Here is a 16,200-nt window from a genome sequence, read left to right as displayed (position 1 = left end):
CTTACAAATATGAATGAATCCAAGGGGGATTATCATGAAAAAGTATCTAGTTGCAGCTGGTTTAACCGCGACAGTTTTACTCGCGGCTTGTGGGAATGATGGAGCAAACGGTGCAGAAGAGTCCACTGGCAATGAGGGTGGCGACGCGTCGGCTGATTCGATTGAGGTATGGGCATGGGATCCAAACTTTAATATCGCGGCACTTGAGATTGCAAAAGAAGAATACGCGGAGATTAATCCTGACGTAGAAGTGATGATTAATGAATTTGCACAGGATGATATTATTCAAAAGTTAAATACAGGGTTAAGTGCTGGTACTGGTAGTGGACTACCGAATATCGCGTTGATTGAAGATTACCGTGCACAAAGCTTTTTACAGGCATATCCAGATGCCTTTTTCCCTCTAACAGATTTCTTCAACGAAGAGGACTTTGCATCATATAAAATTGCGCCAACGAGTCTTGAGGATGAGCATTATGCGATGCCTTTTGATACTGGAGTAACTGGACTATACATTCGTACAGATTATTTAGAAGAAGCAGGCTATGATCCAGCTGATCTACAGGATCTAGACTGGAATGAGTATATTGAAATCGGTCGCGATATTAAAGAAGCGACTGGCAAGCAACTGTTAACAGTTGACCCGAACGACTTAGGGCAAATTCGCATGATGATTCAAACAGCGGGTAGCTGGTATTTAGAAGAGGATGGCGCGACGCCAAACTTGGAGAATAACGAAGACTTAAAGATGGCGTTTGAAATTTACAAAACGCTTGTCGATGAAGAGCTTGGTAAGCCAATTTCAGACTGGAGCCAATACTTAGCGGCATTTAACAGTGGAGAGGTTGCATCCGTACCAACAGGTAACTGGATCACGCCATCTGTGCGCGCAGAAGAATCTCAGTCTGGTAACTGGACAGTACTACCTTTCCCTAAGCTCCCTGGAGCAGATGATGCGGTTAACGCGTCTAACCTTGGCGGTAGCTCATGGTATGTCTTAAACGTAGATGGGAAAGAAACGGCAGCTGAATTCTTATCTGAGACATTCGGCTCAAGTGAAGCGCTGTATGAGGAGCTGATTACAGAGGTTGGAGCACTAGGTACTTATCTGCCTGCAGCATCAAGCGACGCGTATCAGCTAGAGGATGAGTTCTTTGGTGGCCAGCAGATTATCTCGGACTTCGCGGAGTGGTCGGAACAAATTCCACAAGTAAACTTTGGGTTACACACGTATTCCATTGAGGACGTGCTTGCTGTAGAAATGCAAAACTACTTAAACGGTAAGGATATTGATGATGTACTTGCTGATGCACAAAAAGAAGCGGAAGCACGCTTAAACTAAATGGAAGCCTCATAGTAGGAATTGGAAAGAGCCTCGTGAACATGTGTTGCGCCAGAGTAGATGTGAACTAGACACCTATTCGGCACCGTTCCGACGCTCTTTTCTGTTATTAACCCTTAGGAGTGACGATAATGGAACCATTACGAAAAGTGGAAACACAAGAGGCGACGCTTCAAGCGGTGCCACCAAAAGAGCCTAAAAAGAAGCTCATGTCTTACAAAACAAAGAATGCCTTAACGGGCTGGATGTTTATTGCCGTTGCAGCCATCCTTATTACAGTCTTTTACTTTTACCCCATGTTCCAATCGCTCCTGCTTTCGTTCCAATCAGGTGCTGGGACAAACCTAGAGTTTGTTGGATTTGCCAACTACGTAAGGTTATTTAGTGACCCAACGTTCCTTACTGCCTTAACGAATACGGTTATTTATTTACTCGTACAAGTACCTGTGATGATTTTCTTCGCACTGATCATCTCCGTCATGTTAAATAACGATAAGCTTAAATTCCGCGGCTGGTTTCGTACCGCTATCTTCTTGCCGTGTGTGACATCTCTTGTTGCCTACTCGGTCATCTTTAAATACTTATTTGCGTCAGATGGTCTTGTTAATATGGCGCTATTAAACACTGGGATTCTGCAGGCGCCTATTCAATGGCTGACGGATCCGTTCTGGGCGAAGGTTCTTATTATTATCGCAATCACATGGAGATGGACAGGATATAACATGATCTTTTATCTATCCGCTCTGCAGAATATTGATAAATCGATTTACGAAGCAGCAAAGATTGATGGGGCGAATGCGTTTCAGTCGTTCATTAAGATTACGATTCCGATGCTGAAGCCAATCATTTTATTTACCACGATCATCTCAACAATCGGAACGCTTCAGCTCTTTGATGAAGTCATGAATATTACAGGTGGTGGACCAGGGAATGCGACTTTAACCATTTCGCAGTACATCTATAACCTCTCCTTTGAGTACACGCCTAACTTTGGATATGCAGCAACTGTCTCCTATGCCATTGTTGTATTAATTGTCTTCTTCTCGATCTTACAATTTAAACTGGTAGGTGACAAAAATGACTAAATTAAAAATGGGTGCGATGTATACAGCGTTAACGATTATTTCTTTAGTATCGATCTTTCCTTTCATTTGGATGATTGTTAGTGCGACGAATAGATCGGTTGATGTGACGCGCGGTCGGATTTTCCCTGGCACGCATATCTTTGAAAATCTGCAGAACCTACTCAATCAAGTCAACCTTGTACCTGCCTTGATGAACTCCGCAATTATTGCAGTTGGTACAACCGTGCTTGCTCTCTTTATCGGCTCCTTAGCGGGCTACGGATTTGAAGTATATCGTAGTAAAAAGAAGGATATTGTCTTTACTATTTTACTTCTCTCGATGATGATTCCATTTGCAGCGCTTATGGTGCCTTTATTCCGTATGTTTGCATCAATTTCGTCCGTGATTCCGTTCATCGGGATTGATACGTTGCCAGCGGTCATGCTACCTACTGTTGCGACAGCATTCCTTATCTTCTTCTTCCGCCAAAGCACGAAGATGTTCCCACGCGAAATGATTGAAGCGGGAAGAATGGATGGCTTGTCGGAGTTCGGTATTTTTCTCCGTATTTATGCGCCAACGATGAAAACAACCTATGCAGCAGCGGCGATCATTACGTTTATGGCAAGCTGGAATAACTATTTATGGCCACTTGTGGTGCTCCAGTCGCCAGGTAATCAAACGATACCACTACTCATTTCTAATCTTGGATCAAGTTACTCACCAGACTATGGCGTGATTATGCTCGCGATTGTTATTGCCACGATTCCAACGGCTGTTATCTTCTTTTTCATGCAAAAGCACTTTGTTGCTGGTATGATGGGATCAATCAAGTAAACGCTTTCGGAGGGGTCTGACCTCTCCGAAAGCAGATTTATGAAACAGGAAGGGACGATCATTGTGACGACTAAACCAACTCTTACATGGCTTGCGGACCCAGAAGTATTTGCGGTAAACCGCCTGCCTGCGCATTCGGACCATAGCTTTTATGAGACATACGAGGAGGCGATCTCCGAGGGAGAGATGCGTCTGCGCCAATCGCTCAACGGTAGCTGGCGTTTCCACTACACGACAAATCCAACGAGCCGCCCGGCAACCTTTTTTGAGGTAGACTATCCGACTGCTGGCTGGGATCAGATTACGGTGCCCGGTCATATCCAGCTCCAAGGCTACGGCCGCCCTCAGTACGTGAATACGATGTATCCGTGGGATGGCGTTGAGTATCTGCGTCCGCCCGAGGTATCCGAGACGCATAACCCAGTGGGGAGCTACGTCAAAACCTTTACCCATTCTTCGGGAGAAAATAAAGGGGAAACGATCCTCACCTTTGATGGCGTGGAGACTGCTTTTTATGTGTGGCTGAACGGTGAATTCGTTGGATACAGCGAGGACAGCTTTACACCTGCTCATTTTGATGTGACGGAGTTACTAGTTGATGGCGTGAACAAACTAGCAGTAGAAGTGTATCAGCGAAGCTCAGCAAGCTGGCTCGAGGATCAGGATTTTTGGCGCTTCTCCGGTATTTTTAGAGATGTGTATCTTACACATACGCCAGCTGTACATATGACGGATGTCCATCTAACGGCTACGTTGGATGAGGACTATCAGGACGGAGAGCTTACGGGTATTTTCTCAAGTTGGAAGGTATTAGCTGAAGGCTCGGCACTGCGGGTGACGGTTTTAGATCCTGCTGGTGATACGATTGCTGAGGCTGATGGCGAGAAGCATGACTCTGCGTTTCACGTGAAAATTCCGGTGGAGGCTCCAGAGAAATGGAGCGCGGAGAAGCCGGCATTGTACCGAGTGATGGCAGAGGTCATGGTTAATGGGAAGACGGTCGAGGTTATTCCGATGAAGGCTGGATTTAAACGCTTTGAAATGATCGATAAGGTGATGCATCTTAATGGGAAGCGCATCGTGTTTAAAGGGGTAAACCGTCACGAGTTTAATCCAGAGCGCGGGCGTTCGGTGACGATGGAGGATATGCTTTGGGATATCCAAACGATGAAGCAGCACAACATTAATGCGGTGCGCGCCTCCCATTATCCAAACCAGCACGCGTGGTACAAGCTGTGTGATGAGTATGGATTGTACGTGATCGATGAGATGAACCTAGAGTCGCACGGTTCGTGGCAAAAGCTTGGTCAAGTAGAGCCATCGTGGAACGTACCTGGTGATAAGCCAGAGTGGAAGGAAGCGGTGCTGGATCGTGCTGCGTCCATGTATGAAAGTCACAAAAATCATCCATCCATTCTGATTTGGTCGTGTGGCAACGAGTCCTATGCGGGTGAGGTTATTTTGGCTGCGAGTGAGTACTTTAAATCCGTTGATCCAGATCGTCTCGTTCACTACGAAGGCGTGTTTTATGTGCCTGAGCTTGGTCACACGAGTGACATGGAGAGCCGTATGTACGCGAAGCCTGCGGATATCGTTGCGTATTTAGAGGACTCGCCAACAAAGCCATACATTAGCTGCGAGTACATGCACGCGATGGGGAATTCCCTCGGCGGTATGGAGAAGTACACCGACCTTGAGGATCGCTACGACATGTATCAGGGTGGCTTTATTTGGGACTATATTGACCAGGCGCTTTACAAGAAGGATCGTTACGGGGAGCGGTTTTTAGCCTACGGCGGCGATTTCGGCGACCGCCCAACCGACTATCACTTCTGCGGCAACGGCATCGTCTTTGCCGACCGCACGCTCACACCTAAAATCCAAGAGGTCAAATACTTATACCAAAGCCTCAAGCTTCACGTGACAGAAAAAACGGTAACGCTTCGTAACGACTACCTATTTACTTCTACCGATGATTTTACGTTTAAGGTACGAGTAGAGTGCGATGGGTATGCGGTGTATGAAGAGGAACTTTTGGTACCAACTGTTGGTCCTTTAGAGGGAAGTTCGGTTGAGCTGGGAGTTCCGAGTGAAGTGATGGCAGAGGCAGGTGTTTATTCGGTAACTGTGACGGCTCATAAACGTGAGGCGACGCTATGGTCGGAGGAGTTATTTGAAGTAGCATACGGAGAGCACGTTTTTGCTGTGGAGGCAGAGAAAGTGGTGCGAGCTCCGTTTGATCGCGTGCGTATAGCAGAGGGTGACGTCAATATTGGCGTCCACGGCGATGACTTCCACGTGATTTTTTCAAAAGCAATGGGTAGCATTGTATCGATTAACTACGGAGGACGTGAGGTAATTGAATTGCCACCATTCCCAACGTTCTGGCGTGCGACGGTGGACAACGATTTAGGACGTGGCCAGCACCGCACATCAAGCGCATGGTACGCGGCGACGTTCTCACGCGAGGTTGTCGGTTTTGAAGCGGAGAAGCGTGATTCGAGCTATGCGGTGACGTTCACGTATGGATTTACGAGCTTGCGTGACGTAAAGGTTCGCGTGACATACGAAGTCTTCGGTGATGGCGCGATTGACGTAACGGCTCATTATTCCGGCGCAGAAGGACTGCCTGTCATGCCTCAGTTTGGTTTGACGTTTAAAACGAGCGCAGACTTTAGCGAGCTTGATTGGTTCGCGAATGGCCCGGCGGAAAATTATGTGGACCGTCAAGGCGGAGCGCGGTTAGGACGTTTTTCTAATACGGTAGTTGGAAATGTAGCACCGTACTTGATGCCGCAGGAAACGGGCAATCGTACGGGCGTGCGCGAGCTTTCGGTAACGGATAAGCGTGGAGAAGGATTTGTCGTGTCCTCTGTTAAAGGTGGCGAGAGCGAAGCGGTATCCTGTAATGTGATTCCGTACACGGCGCTCGAGCTCGAGAATGCGTATCATGCCTTCGAGCTACCGCCAGTCCACTACTCGGTTGTTACAGTAAGCGCGATGCAAATGGGCGTTGGTGGTGATGACAGCTGGGGCTCGCCTGTTTATGACGAGTACTTGTTGAAGCCGGAAGTGGAGCAGGAGTTCCGGTTTAAGTTAGATAGGAAGAAATAGAGCGGATTATATGTAGGAGCCGGACCTCTGATTGATGGGGTCTGGTTTTTTTTGATGGAGGTAATGCTTTTTAAGGTCAAGGTCAATGTCAAGATCAAGGTCAAGTGCGGTCACCTTTCGGTGCCCCTGCGCGTCGTTTGCAACTACAGGTGGTTGCTGGCTCAACTATTTCGATCGGCCAAACCAATGGCCGTTCGAAAGGATTTTCGCTGCGCGAAAGGGCTACCACCAGTAGTACGCAAACGCCGCTCCGAGGCACCTACGGTTACGGTATATAGATTGTTCATCTTCCTCCTTATAGTTTGGGTTTACGAGGCGTTAGGTCGTTGCCTCGCTTTAAAGACCGAAAAAGAAGTGGATCGAAAAATGGGAGAAGGAAGGCGGAAATTGCTAGAACGAACGCGGAACGGGCTAGTAACAGCACGGAAGTTGGTTCAAGTAATGTGTAAAAAAGAAGTAATGAAGAAATGTGGAGAAGTAGAGCGAATAATGAAAGAAGTAATGCGGAACGACGTGAAAGTAACACGCATTTTGTGAGAAGTAAGTCGAAAAGTAATAGAAGTAAAACGCAGCTTCATGAAATTAAACCGCATCTACTTAAATCAACAAACAAAAAATCCACCACACTACTTGACAGAACATTCTCCATATAATAAACTAAGTTTGCAGTGATATTGATAATCATTCTCAACTACACACATAGTTAGCCAATGTATTTCCCTCTTAGTTGGTATATAATAGAGAGTGATTATCATATCCATTGCAACAGCGTGTAACTCTATTTTCTCCCCAAAAAAATCTTAGGAGGGTACGCGAACATGATTAGCAAGGAATTAGTCACAGAGCTTAACAAACAGATGAATTACGAATTTTACTCCGGGCATGCCTATTTAGCGGCTGCTGCCTACTGCTCGAAGGAGAGCTTGGACGGCTTCGCTACGTTCTTTTTAGCGCAAGCAGAGGAAGAACGCCAGCATGCGATGAAGTTTTATACCTTTATAAACGACTTAGGGCAAGAGGCAGTGATCGCGGATATTCCGCAGCCGAAGACAGACTTTGCCTCCGTGTTAGACGCGTTTGAGCAGTCACTTGCGCATGAGAAAGAAGTCACAAAGCGCATCTATAAGCTAGCCGACAGAGCGCTAGACGAGCGTGAGCACGCGACAATGACATTCTTAAACTGGTTTATCGAAGAGCAGGTCGAGGAAGAAGCGTCGTTTGATGCCATCATCCAGCGCCTCAAGCGAATCGAGACGGACAGCAACGCCTTCTACATGCTAGAAAACGAGCTTGGCAAGCGCTCCACCCAAAATCCATAAACGATCGAAGCCTGTAGGAAGACCATTCTTCTTACAGGCTTTTTTTCTTTGGGCTAAACCTCAATAGGCTCCGCGTGAACGTGCACGTCTAGGACATGGTGCTTCCTCTTTATAAGTTCCTCAACGTTAGTCGAGACGTCATGGACCTCTTTAAAAGAATACGAACTGTTCACCTCTATGACCAAATCGACGACAAGGCTACTTCCATAATAGCGAGCTTTCACATCTTTCACATTGACGACATCATCTACGTGATTCACGGTTGAAACAACGCGCGTCAGCTCCTGATTTTCGACCCCATCAGTAAGGGCATGGGAGGTACTGCGGAAGATGCCCCAGGCGGTGTGGCAGATGATGAGGCCGACGAGAATCGCGAGTAGGGGGTCAAGCCAGTAGAGACCAAACTGCGATCCGATAATTCCAAGCGTCGCACCAGCACTCACGAGCGCATCGGAGAGGTTGTCCTTCGCAACGGAGTCCACTGCGCGGCTTTTCGTGCGCTTGGCTAGGGCGCGATTGTAGAGATACACGCCGATCATGACGACAAAACCAAGCGCGCCAACAACTGCTGCGATGGCGTTTGGCGCCTCTGTTGTCGGCGTGAGGAAGGAGCGGCCGGCATCGACGAGCACCTGTAGCCCGACGACCATAATGATAAACGATGCAACGAGCGCAGCGATCGACTCTGCCTTCCAGTGGCCGTATGGATGATCACTATCTGGCGGCTTTTGAGAAACTCGGAGACCGATGAGCACGGCGATCGACACGACAATGTCCGTAACGTTGTTAAAACCATCCGCACGAAGCGCGATGGAGCCAGCATATATACCAATTGTTACTTTTAAACTAGCGAGTAGTAAGTAGGCAAGGAGGCTTATGATCGCGCCTCGTTCGCTCTGTTTGAGATTGCTATATTTCTCTTCCACGTTTATCTCCACCTATTCGTTTCGTACGTGCTAAAAAAGTATAGCAAGCAGAAGTCGAGTGGGTCTATAGCAACCTTTTTAGCCGTTGCTAAACTAGTTGGGAGGGCAGAAAAGTGTTTGCTCCCGGCAACTTTTTGGGGTTAATTAAACGTTTGTTTAAGGGAGAGGTTAAGAGATTGAGGTCAAAAGAGTGAGTTCAGGTGCAAAAACTTTCGGTTCTCCTTCGATTTCTGGCGTACGTGTTTGGCAAGGTCGACTATTTTGGCGCGTGGAGAGCGCCAAAAAAGATTCTCGGATGCTTGAAAACTGAGTTATTTAAATAAAGCCTAATCGAAAAAAGGTTAAATTACTATTATTTGTAACTAGCTTTAGTCAAAAAGCGTCTAGAAAGGAGGAGGTGATATTATGTATAAAACTCTCTTGTTTATAGTTATGTTATCTTTATTTAGTGCATGTGGGGATAATGATTCAAATAATTACAACACAGTAATGCTAAATAACAGTGAGGAGGAAAATAATAATGAAATTAATGGTTCGAATACTATAACAGGTACCTATCTTGGCATTAGTGAGAATAAACTTACTATTGATATTTCGGATTACCTAGACGACCTAGCGGAGTCAGAAGGAGCAGAACGAACTTCTACGCAAATTATAATTTATATTGAATATTCAAATGATATTGATTTAATTGACTTAAATAGTGAAAAACTGAATGTTAATGATTTACACTTAGGTGACACCGTTTATTTTGATACTAATGAAACGCTTCAGGATAGTATTCTAATAGATACTAATCGTATAACGGTCGATAGATAATTGGAAATTAAATAGAAATATAAATTATGAGTACTCAAAATATTTTCGTCCAAGAGCCCGATTTACATAGCGCGGCATCAGATTTCTTAAGAGAGATATTTAGCTTACATGAATACACTTTATTGAACATTGAAGAAATTGTTATTAAAACAATATAACTATATTGATGTATCAGTCATCATAAATGCGCATACTTGATTGTAATTGAGGACAAAACCTTTATAAAGAATTATTCGAATCAGCTAGAAAGGTACGTGAGTAAAGCTAAAGGTGAGTTCAAAGAACATTAGATTTTGGCTGTGAATTTTGGGATTTTTGGTGGCATGTAAAAGGTTTGGATCACTACTATTTACTTCAAGAGGACCGACTTTGCATCAAAATAAATACAGAGAAAAATCCTGAAGTGAGCACGAGAGAGTACTCAAAGACATTACTCAATACAGAGTTACTGCTTAAGCTTAAAAGACCTAAATCTATTCGGCAAGGTAAAGTTGTAACAATTGCAATTATAGAGGACTATTTGCAAACAGACTCTAGTGGATTAGTAAACGTAGAAAAGACGGTGAAAGTTTTAAATAAATGTAAAAAGATTCGTGTTGAAGTAGTGCCGATTGGCTAAACAATGGCTTTCATTTAAATGCAGGAATCAATGCTAACGTGTGCTTATACTCCGTTGGTGCTTTATAAAATGGCAGTTGGGCAATTGAGGAGTCCTTAAATGGTGGACTGTGTATGTGGGAAGGACCTTTTGAGAGAAGTTGGACGCATTGTTGGAGAAGATGAATGCATTATCCAAGAATGTTAACGCACTTACAAAATGCCAGCGATCATCCAGCGCCTTAAGCGAATCGCGACCGACAGCAATGCCTTTTATATGTAAAAATGAGCTAGGAAAGCACTCCCACCCAAAATCCATAAGCGAACGAAGCCTGTAGGAAGACAACTCTTCTTACAGGCTTTTTTCTTTGGACTAAACCTCATAGGATCTGCGTGCACGTGCACTTGACTGAAAAAAGCTGATTGCACTGCGCTTCAGCCAAGTTTCTGTTTGATTCATCGATCGTCCTAGCCAGCAGACATCGTCTGGCCCTTCATCAGTAGCTGATTGGAAACATTGGATAAGTTTGTCGTCGAGTCTGCGAGCTCACGGACTGATGAAACAATTTGATCCACTTCCTCTTTATTCGACTGAAAAAGACTGCTGTAGCTCTTCATTTCATCTCGTACACTGGAGAAACTCGATTTGACGTTCACCATATTCTCATCAGATTCTACTGTGGCTCGATTCATCGTTTCAAGAGAGGTGACGAGTTGATCCGTATTAGTGGTGCTTTCCAAAGCGAGAGCAATGATCGACTGCGTGATCGTCTTCGAATTTTCGGCCAGTTTCCTTACTTCATCTGCTACGACAGCAAATCCTTTTCCGGCCTCACCGGCACGCGCCGCTTCTATGGACGCATTCAGTGCCAGAAGATTAGTCTGTTCAGCAATATTTTCGATCTGTCCTGTCATTTCGGAAATGCTTTTTGAGATGCGCTGCATTTCCTCCACCATGCCAGTGCTGGCATTGACCTGTTCACGAAGCACTCCGAAAGAGCCCGTCATCTTTTCAATATTCTCGCCGCTTTGCTTCGTGAGCGCGAGGACGTTCTGGCTCCGCTCCATGGTGCTTCCGGTAGCCGCTCCCATCTTTTCCGCCCGCGAAGCCGTTTCTCCGAGTGAGGCTTCGTTTTCATCCACCATCGCTGCAAGTTCCTGACTGAGGGCACCGAGCTCCTGCTGGAGGTTCTGCTGCTCCTGATGAATGGCATTCAGCTCATCCATTTTACTGTTCAGGTACGTTTCCACAACGAGCTGGGAGTCAAAATTCATCACGTCGGTAATCGATACTAAGATATCGGAGAGCTTCTCCGCGTCATTAATATAGCGAGAAACGATCTGCGGGATGAGCAGGCTGTTGAATGCCTGATAAGTGGCGAGAAACCAGGCCACAGGAAGGTCAGCGCCTTTATGCGTTGCACCGATCCGCTGCCGCACCTGAACATATTTTTCATCGATGGTGCCTTCAAATAGCGTTGCCAGGTACATAGCAAACACATCCTTCAGCCTTTGCCGAGTAGAATGCTCCTCTGCGATTTGACGAAGTTCCTCCACCGTGTAAACGTGTTCAAGAACAAGATCTAGAAAATCGTCTTTGATCTCAAGAATGTAAGGCTTCACTTCCTGAAGCAGTGCAAGCTTTTCTTTCGTCACATTCATATAGCGCAGACGCTCCGTGAGTTGACTGCTTTCAAGACGAATTCTGCTTCCTTCTGCATAAGACAACGTAGGTTCAAAGCGAGTAACAGGGGCTGTGCGGAACGAAAATATTCCCATCAATCATGTCTCCTTCTGATTCTTTTTTCATAGGTTAATTATACCTCTTTTACGCAAAAATAGTACATAAATAAGAAAAAAGAATCAGTATTCCTGTATTATTGGATATTATGCCAAACCAAACAAGGACCGCCCAGGTGATGGGCGGTCCTTCCTCATTTACATCTCGCCTTTTAACATGCTTTCAGCCATCGAACGCATATCCGAAAGTCCTGATACAAGGGCGTATTCTGCTACAACGAGCGCACGCTTTGCGTCGTGAGCAATGATGTGTTCGATCATGTTTGGCCACGTGCGTCCGCCAGCCGCAACGTATGCTGCAACTAGCTTCTCGAGACCATCTCGACCAAATAGCTGGTAGTGAGCGACGAAGTCGATCGCCACATCCGTTATGGCAACCTCTGTCCAATCAATCATACCCGTTACCTCGGCATTCTCATTAATTAGAATGTGACCTGGATGCAGATCCCCGTGTGTCAAACCGACGAACGTTGGCCAAAGCGCATCATCTTGAATCCAGCGCTGCCAACGATTCCAGAGCTCGTCATCAATAACAAAGTGCTCCTTTACCTTTTCTATACGAGCCTTCATAGAGGCTTGTAAATCAGCTGGCGCAACCTTCTCCATGCTAGCCTGTTCAAATGGCGTCGTGTCGACGCTGTGCAAGTCGGCGAGTGCTCTGCCGAGCGAATTGTAAAATGCATCGGACACATTTTTTTCATCCAGCGCCCAGACATAGCCTTGAATCTCCATATCAATTGTCGCTGCTGGTACACCAGAAAGCTGCTTATACGCGATCAGCTCAGGTGAGAAAATCGTCCACTCTGGCACCTCAACGTCTACATGCTGTGCCATTAAATCGAGCGCGTGCTTCTCCTTCGCTGCATGACGCATCGACTCCTTCTGACGCGGAATCCGTAAGATCCACCGCGCGCCATCAAGATCCTCCACGTGCGCAACGCGAAAATCAACGCCAGATTCATTAATTTTTACCGTATCCTTAATTGCGAGCTCATGTCGAGCCGCTAATTCAATAATCTCCTGTTTATCCATATCAATCGCTCCCTAATTAGAATGTGCGTAGGTGAGCGAACTACCGAAGCCTCCCGTGAAGCATCATCATCATCAAGCCTCCTTAAGTGGGGTGCCTCTATCATAAAGGCTCTTTGTGGCTGAATCAACTATTCTTTTTTGGGGAGAAACATTAGCGGAAGTTCTTCCAATTGTGCATACCTGTATCGGTTTTAGTGGCAAAGAGCAGTCGAATGAACGCTTCGCTATGAGGCAGAAAGATGCCTTGCTCGATCAACTCTAAAATGTCGTCGCAGGTAGCGAAGCGAGCGCGCTGCACCTCGTCTGTTGGGAGTGGCAGATCCTCAATTTGGACGGGATAGTTGATCACGTAAAAGTCATCGAAGCCACGATCAAAGTTAGCGGTCAGCGTTGGTCGTCTATTCTTAAAGGAGAGACGAATACCGAGCTCCTCGAATAATTCTCGCTCGGCAGCCTGTTGGCTCGTCTCGCCGGCAAGTGCGCTTCCGCCCATCGAGATATCCCACAACGAAGGCCAATTATCGCGATTTTGCTGGCGCTGCTGAATCAGCATTTCGTTGTTATCATTAAAGATAGCGACATGCACAACGAGGTGATAGTCACCTGGTTTGAAGTCTGCACCACGCTCGATCTGTCGGCCAGTTTTATTACGGTGTGCATCGTAAATGTCCCAAAGTTCCATCATGTAAGCCTCCTTATGTAAGTGATTGCCTATTCATTATGACAGATTTTGGTCGGTGTTGGGGGAGGATTATGATGAGGGGGAGTGTGATTATCATGTAATCGGATGAGTTATTACAGAATCGGGTGCAGTTATGACAGAATGCTGAGTAGTTATGACAAAACAGCCGAAGGTTATGACAAAATGCCATGCAGTTATGACAAAATCGAAGAAAGTAATTATAACCACCGCCCTAGCGATTGCCCGTGCCATATACTCTGCACCGGCCTGATCCACCCTGATACCAAGCGAATCAACGGCCACTCAGCGCGACCAAATCCAGCCCTCTCCGCGCAGCACGGCAGTTCAGTCACCTCTCCATAAACGCAAAAAAGAGAGCTACTTAGCGCTCTCTCGTTACTTGGATAGATTCATTTTCTGTTTTGCTTCTGGTGCGATCGTTTTTCTAAACAGTTTGAGGATGAGGAATGACACGAGTTTCCACACAAAGAATGCAATCGCGAATCGTAGCGCGAATTCTCCGATAAGGTAGAGCCATTCTACGCCTTCGGGCATATACCAATTGATTTGACTGATGGTGGCTCCGGTGGCGACACCTAATGCAAATAGGGTTGATGTCACGAAAGCGAGCGTATATTCACCGACTGATACACGTTGCGTCGTCAAAAAGGGCACCTCCTGTCATTATCTAGTCTATGAATGGAATACCCTTTTTGTGGAAAAATAAACGGCTCTATGTGTACAATACCCTCGCAATTTAGCGTAAACTCGGCCACACTCCTAATTCATTGCCCTATACACTCACGCTTCTGAATGTAAGGTTTTAGTGGTATGTGATGGTGCAACGCCTTTCTTTAGCTCTACTTGTCTAAAGGTACGAAGTGCGGTCATCATTACAAAGAGAGCAAACAGGCTGACGCTAAAGAATACAATCAGAATAGGAAATAGTAATGACACAAACGCAATAACAAAAACACTTGAGGCCATGGTAAAGGTGTTTAGAGGACTAACTATCATGACTAAACAGGCATTTTTGAAAGTTGGTACTAGTTTATGATTGTAGTGAATGTAGGACGGGATAAAATAAAGGATTGTTAGTCCTAATAATATTGCTACCATCAACATTGGGTAATAAAGTGCTTGAAGTAGCGTATTTTCAGTAGTCATGAAAAGCTGTAAATATAGAGCGAGAGAAGTTGCTACGATTGTTAAACAAATACCGATACCATTTGCCTTAAAGAATTCTCCTTTAAATACGTGCCAAAACTTTTTGGTGATCGAGAAGCTATCTTTCTCGATAAGTAGCTGTCTTATCACCGCAAATAATGCGATTGTTGCAGGGGAAATACTAAAGATAATGAATCCCGCAAACGTAAAAAAGATCCATAGTATGTTTAGGTAAACAATTTTTGCAAACCAGTCTGAAAAGGTGTAAAAGAAGGCAGTAAATCCATTTTGCTTCATTATAAAACTCCCCTTTACGCTAAATTCTAAAAATACTCCAACACTTATTTTCCAAATGTATAAATAGATTGATTAAGAATTGTAAGTGCTTACAATATTGTAATGTCAGTATACGTGGCAAAAGTGGATGACAACAATCCTCCTTGTGTAAGTGGTAAAAATATTACCTAACAAGTAAAGATAGTGCGTTGTTTAGCTGAAATTTATACACGTATAATTAGCTCATAAGGGAGGTGAGCTATTGTGAAGGCAACAATAGACCAAACAAATGAAAGCGGTAACAAACCGAAGAAGAGAAAAAAAGGAAAGCATAATGCTTCTGGTTATCTATTCGTCGCACCTATGATGATCGGAAGTATCATTATCATTTTTTATCCAATTGTAGCATCGTTTGTTTTAAGCTTGACCGACTGGAATCTGATAACTGGCTTTGATGGAGCTAACTTTATAGGTCTTTCAAATTTCGTCACCTTATTTCAAGATTCCATCTTTTTAAGAGGTCTTCGTAATAACTTAATTTTACTGACTGTCGTTCCAATAGGACTTTATTTATCGCTAGTCCTTGCAGTTATTATTAATAAGTATGTATTTGGTAAGGATGCTTTTAAGGTTATTTATTTTATGCCTTACATCTCAAGTACAGTAGCGGTAGCCCTGATTTTCCGAGTGCTTTTCCACCCTTCGGATGGGCCAATTAATCAATTTTTACTATCTGTAGGATTTGAGAATGTACCAGGATGGATTGCTTCAACTACCTGGTCTCTACCTTCAGTTATGATCATTATTATATGGACACAAATTGGACTGCAGTTAGTGCTTTATTTAGCAGCACTTCAAAATATCCCTCAAGAGCTTTATGAAGCGGCTGAAGTAGATGGAGCATCTGCGTTTTATAAGTTTAGAAAAATCACTGTACCACTCGTAACACCAGTCACTTTTTTACTTCTCATTCAAGGATTAGTAAACTCGTTTAAGGTGTTTGACTTAATAAAAGTATTAACAGACGGAGGTCCAGCAAACTCCACAAATATTCCTGTTCTTTATTTATATCAGCAGGGTTTTGAAGAATTACGAACAGGCTATGCGTCATCGATCGCCGTTATCTTATTCTTAATTCTTGTAATCATAACGTACTTACAGTGGATTGGTCAGAAGAAATGGGTCAACTACTAGAAAGGAGGAGATGACGTGAGTAAGCAGATA

The 16,200-nt window shown here is 44.8% G+C and carries 14 protein-coding genes; 8 read left to right on the top strand and 6 right to left on the bottom strand.

Going from position 1 to position 16,200, the window contains the following annotated elements; all coding sequences use genetic code 11:
• The first annotated feature begins 34 nt into the window (after nucleotides 1-34).
• From FLK61_RS16715 to FLK61_RS16695, 5 genes are all read left to right on the top strand, one after another.
• Entirely contained in the window at nucleotides 35-1,342 is a 1,308-nt protein-coding gene (locus tag FLK61_RS16715) for an ABC transporter substrate-binding protein (protein WP_176010492.1), read from the top strand.
• Nucleotides 1,343-1,551: 209 nt separating this feature from the next.
• Nucleotides 1,552-2,427, top strand: coding sequence for a carbohydrate ABC transporter permease (locus tag FLK61_RS16710; protein ID WP_176011284.1), 876 nt, complete (start codon nucleotides 1,552-1,554; stop codon nucleotides 2,425-2,427).
• Nucleotides 2,420-3,244, top strand: coding sequence for a carbohydrate ABC transporter permease (locus FLK61_RS16705; protein ID WP_176010491.1), 825 nt, complete (start codon nucleotides 2,420-2,422; stop codon nucleotides 3,242-3,244). The genes FLK61_RS16710 and FLK61_RS16705 overlap by 8 nt, the downstream gene beginning before the upstream one ends.
• A 39-nt stretch (nucleotides 3,245-3,283) precedes the next feature.
• A complete protein-coding gene (lacZ, locus tag FLK61_RS16700) occupies nucleotides 3,284-6,358 on the top strand; it encodes a beta-galactosidase, LacZ type (RefSeq protein ID WP_176010490.1) in 3,075 nt (1,024 codons plus the stop codon).
• Between the two features lie 818 nt (nucleotides 6,359-7,176).
• On the top strand, nucleotides 7,177-7,677 hold the full coding sequence (locus FLK61_RS16695; protein ID WP_176010489.1) for a ferritin: 501 nt from the start codon (nucleotides 7,177-7,179) through the stop codon (nucleotides 7,675-7,677).
• Nucleotides 7,678-7,730: 53 nt separating this feature from the next.
• On the opposite strand, the gene FLK61_RS16690 is transcribed toward FLK61_RS16695, so the two are convergent.
• Nucleotides 7,731-8,603, bottom strand: coding sequence for a cation diffusion facilitator family transporter (locus FLK61_RS16690; RefSeq protein WP_176010488.1), 873 nt, complete (start codon nucleotides 8,601-8,603; stop codon nucleotides 7,731-7,733).
• 405 nt (nucleotides 8,604-9,008) lie between these two features.
• On the opposite strand from FLK61_RS16690, the gene FLK61_RS16685 reads away from it, so the two are divergent.
• Nucleotides 9,009-9,422: a hypothetical protein gene (locus FLK61_RS16685; RefSeq protein WP_176010487.1), complete on the top strand. Its 414-nt coding sequence runs from the start codon at nucleotides 9,009-9,011 to the stop codon at nucleotides 9,420-9,422.
• A 334-nt stretch (nucleotides 9,423-9,756) separates the two neighbouring features.
• A complete protein-coding gene (locus FLK61_RS16680) occupies nucleotides 9,757-10,041 on the top strand; it encodes a hypothetical protein (RefSeq protein WP_176010486.1) in 285 nt (94 codons plus the stop codon).
• Between the two features lie 446 nt (nucleotides 10,042-10,487).
• On the opposite strand, the gene FLK61_RS16675 is transcribed toward FLK61_RS16680, so the two are convergent.
• The 5 genes from FLK61_RS16675 to FLK61_RS16655 form a co-directional block, all read right to left on the bottom strand.
• Entirely contained in the window at nucleotides 10,488-11,798 is a 1,311-nt protein-coding gene (locus FLK61_RS16675) for a globin-coupled sensor protein (RefSeq protein WP_176010485.1), read from the bottom strand.
• A 159-nt stretch (nucleotides 11,799-11,957) separates the two neighbouring features.
• Nucleotides 11,958-12,851 carry a macrolide 2'-phosphotransferase gene (locus tag FLK61_RS16670; protein WP_176010484.1) on the bottom strand — a complete coding sequence of 298 codons (894 nt, stop codon included), beginning with the start codon at nucleotides 12,849-12,851 and terminating at the stop codon, nucleotides 11,958-11,960.
• A 151-nt stretch (nucleotides 12,852-13,002) separates the two neighbouring features.
• Entirely contained in the window at nucleotides 13,003-13,536 is a 534-nt protein-coding gene (locus FLK61_RS16665; protein WP_347338971.1) for an NUDIX hydrolase, read from the bottom strand.
• Nucleotides 13,537-13,929: 393 nt separating this feature from the next.
• Nucleotides 13,930-14,199, bottom strand: a complete 270-nt coding sequence (locus FLK61_RS16660) for a hypothetical protein (RefSeq protein WP_176010483.1) — start codon at nucleotides 14,197-14,199, stop codon at nucleotides 13,930-13,932.
• A gap of 135 nt (nucleotides 14,200-14,334) precedes the next feature.
• Nucleotides 14,335-14,997 (bottom strand): YesL family protein, encoded by a 663-nt coding sequence (locus FLK61_RS16655; protein ID WP_176010482.1) that lies wholly within the window; start codon nucleotides 14,995-14,997, stop codon nucleotides 14,335-14,337.
• A 243-nt stretch (nucleotides 14,998-15,240) separates the two neighbouring features.
• Here FLK61_RS16655 and FLK61_RS16650 point away from each other — a divergent pair, with 243 nt between their 5' ends.
• Entirely contained in the window at nucleotides 15,241-16,170 is a 930-nt protein-coding gene (locus FLK61_RS16650; protein WP_249777622.1) for a carbohydrate ABC transporter permease, read from the top strand.
• Nucleotides 16,171-16,200: the final 30 nt, after the last annotated feature.

Source organism: Paenalkalicoccus suaedae (assembly GCF_006965545.2).
In the GTDB taxonomy this organism is placed as follows: domain Bacteria; phylum Bacillota; class Bacilli; order Bacillales; family Salisediminibacteriaceae; genus Paenalkalicoccus; species Paenalkalicoccus suaedae.
Note: the sequence above shows the minus strand (reverse complement) of the source record. Positions and strands in the feature narration are given on the sequence as shown.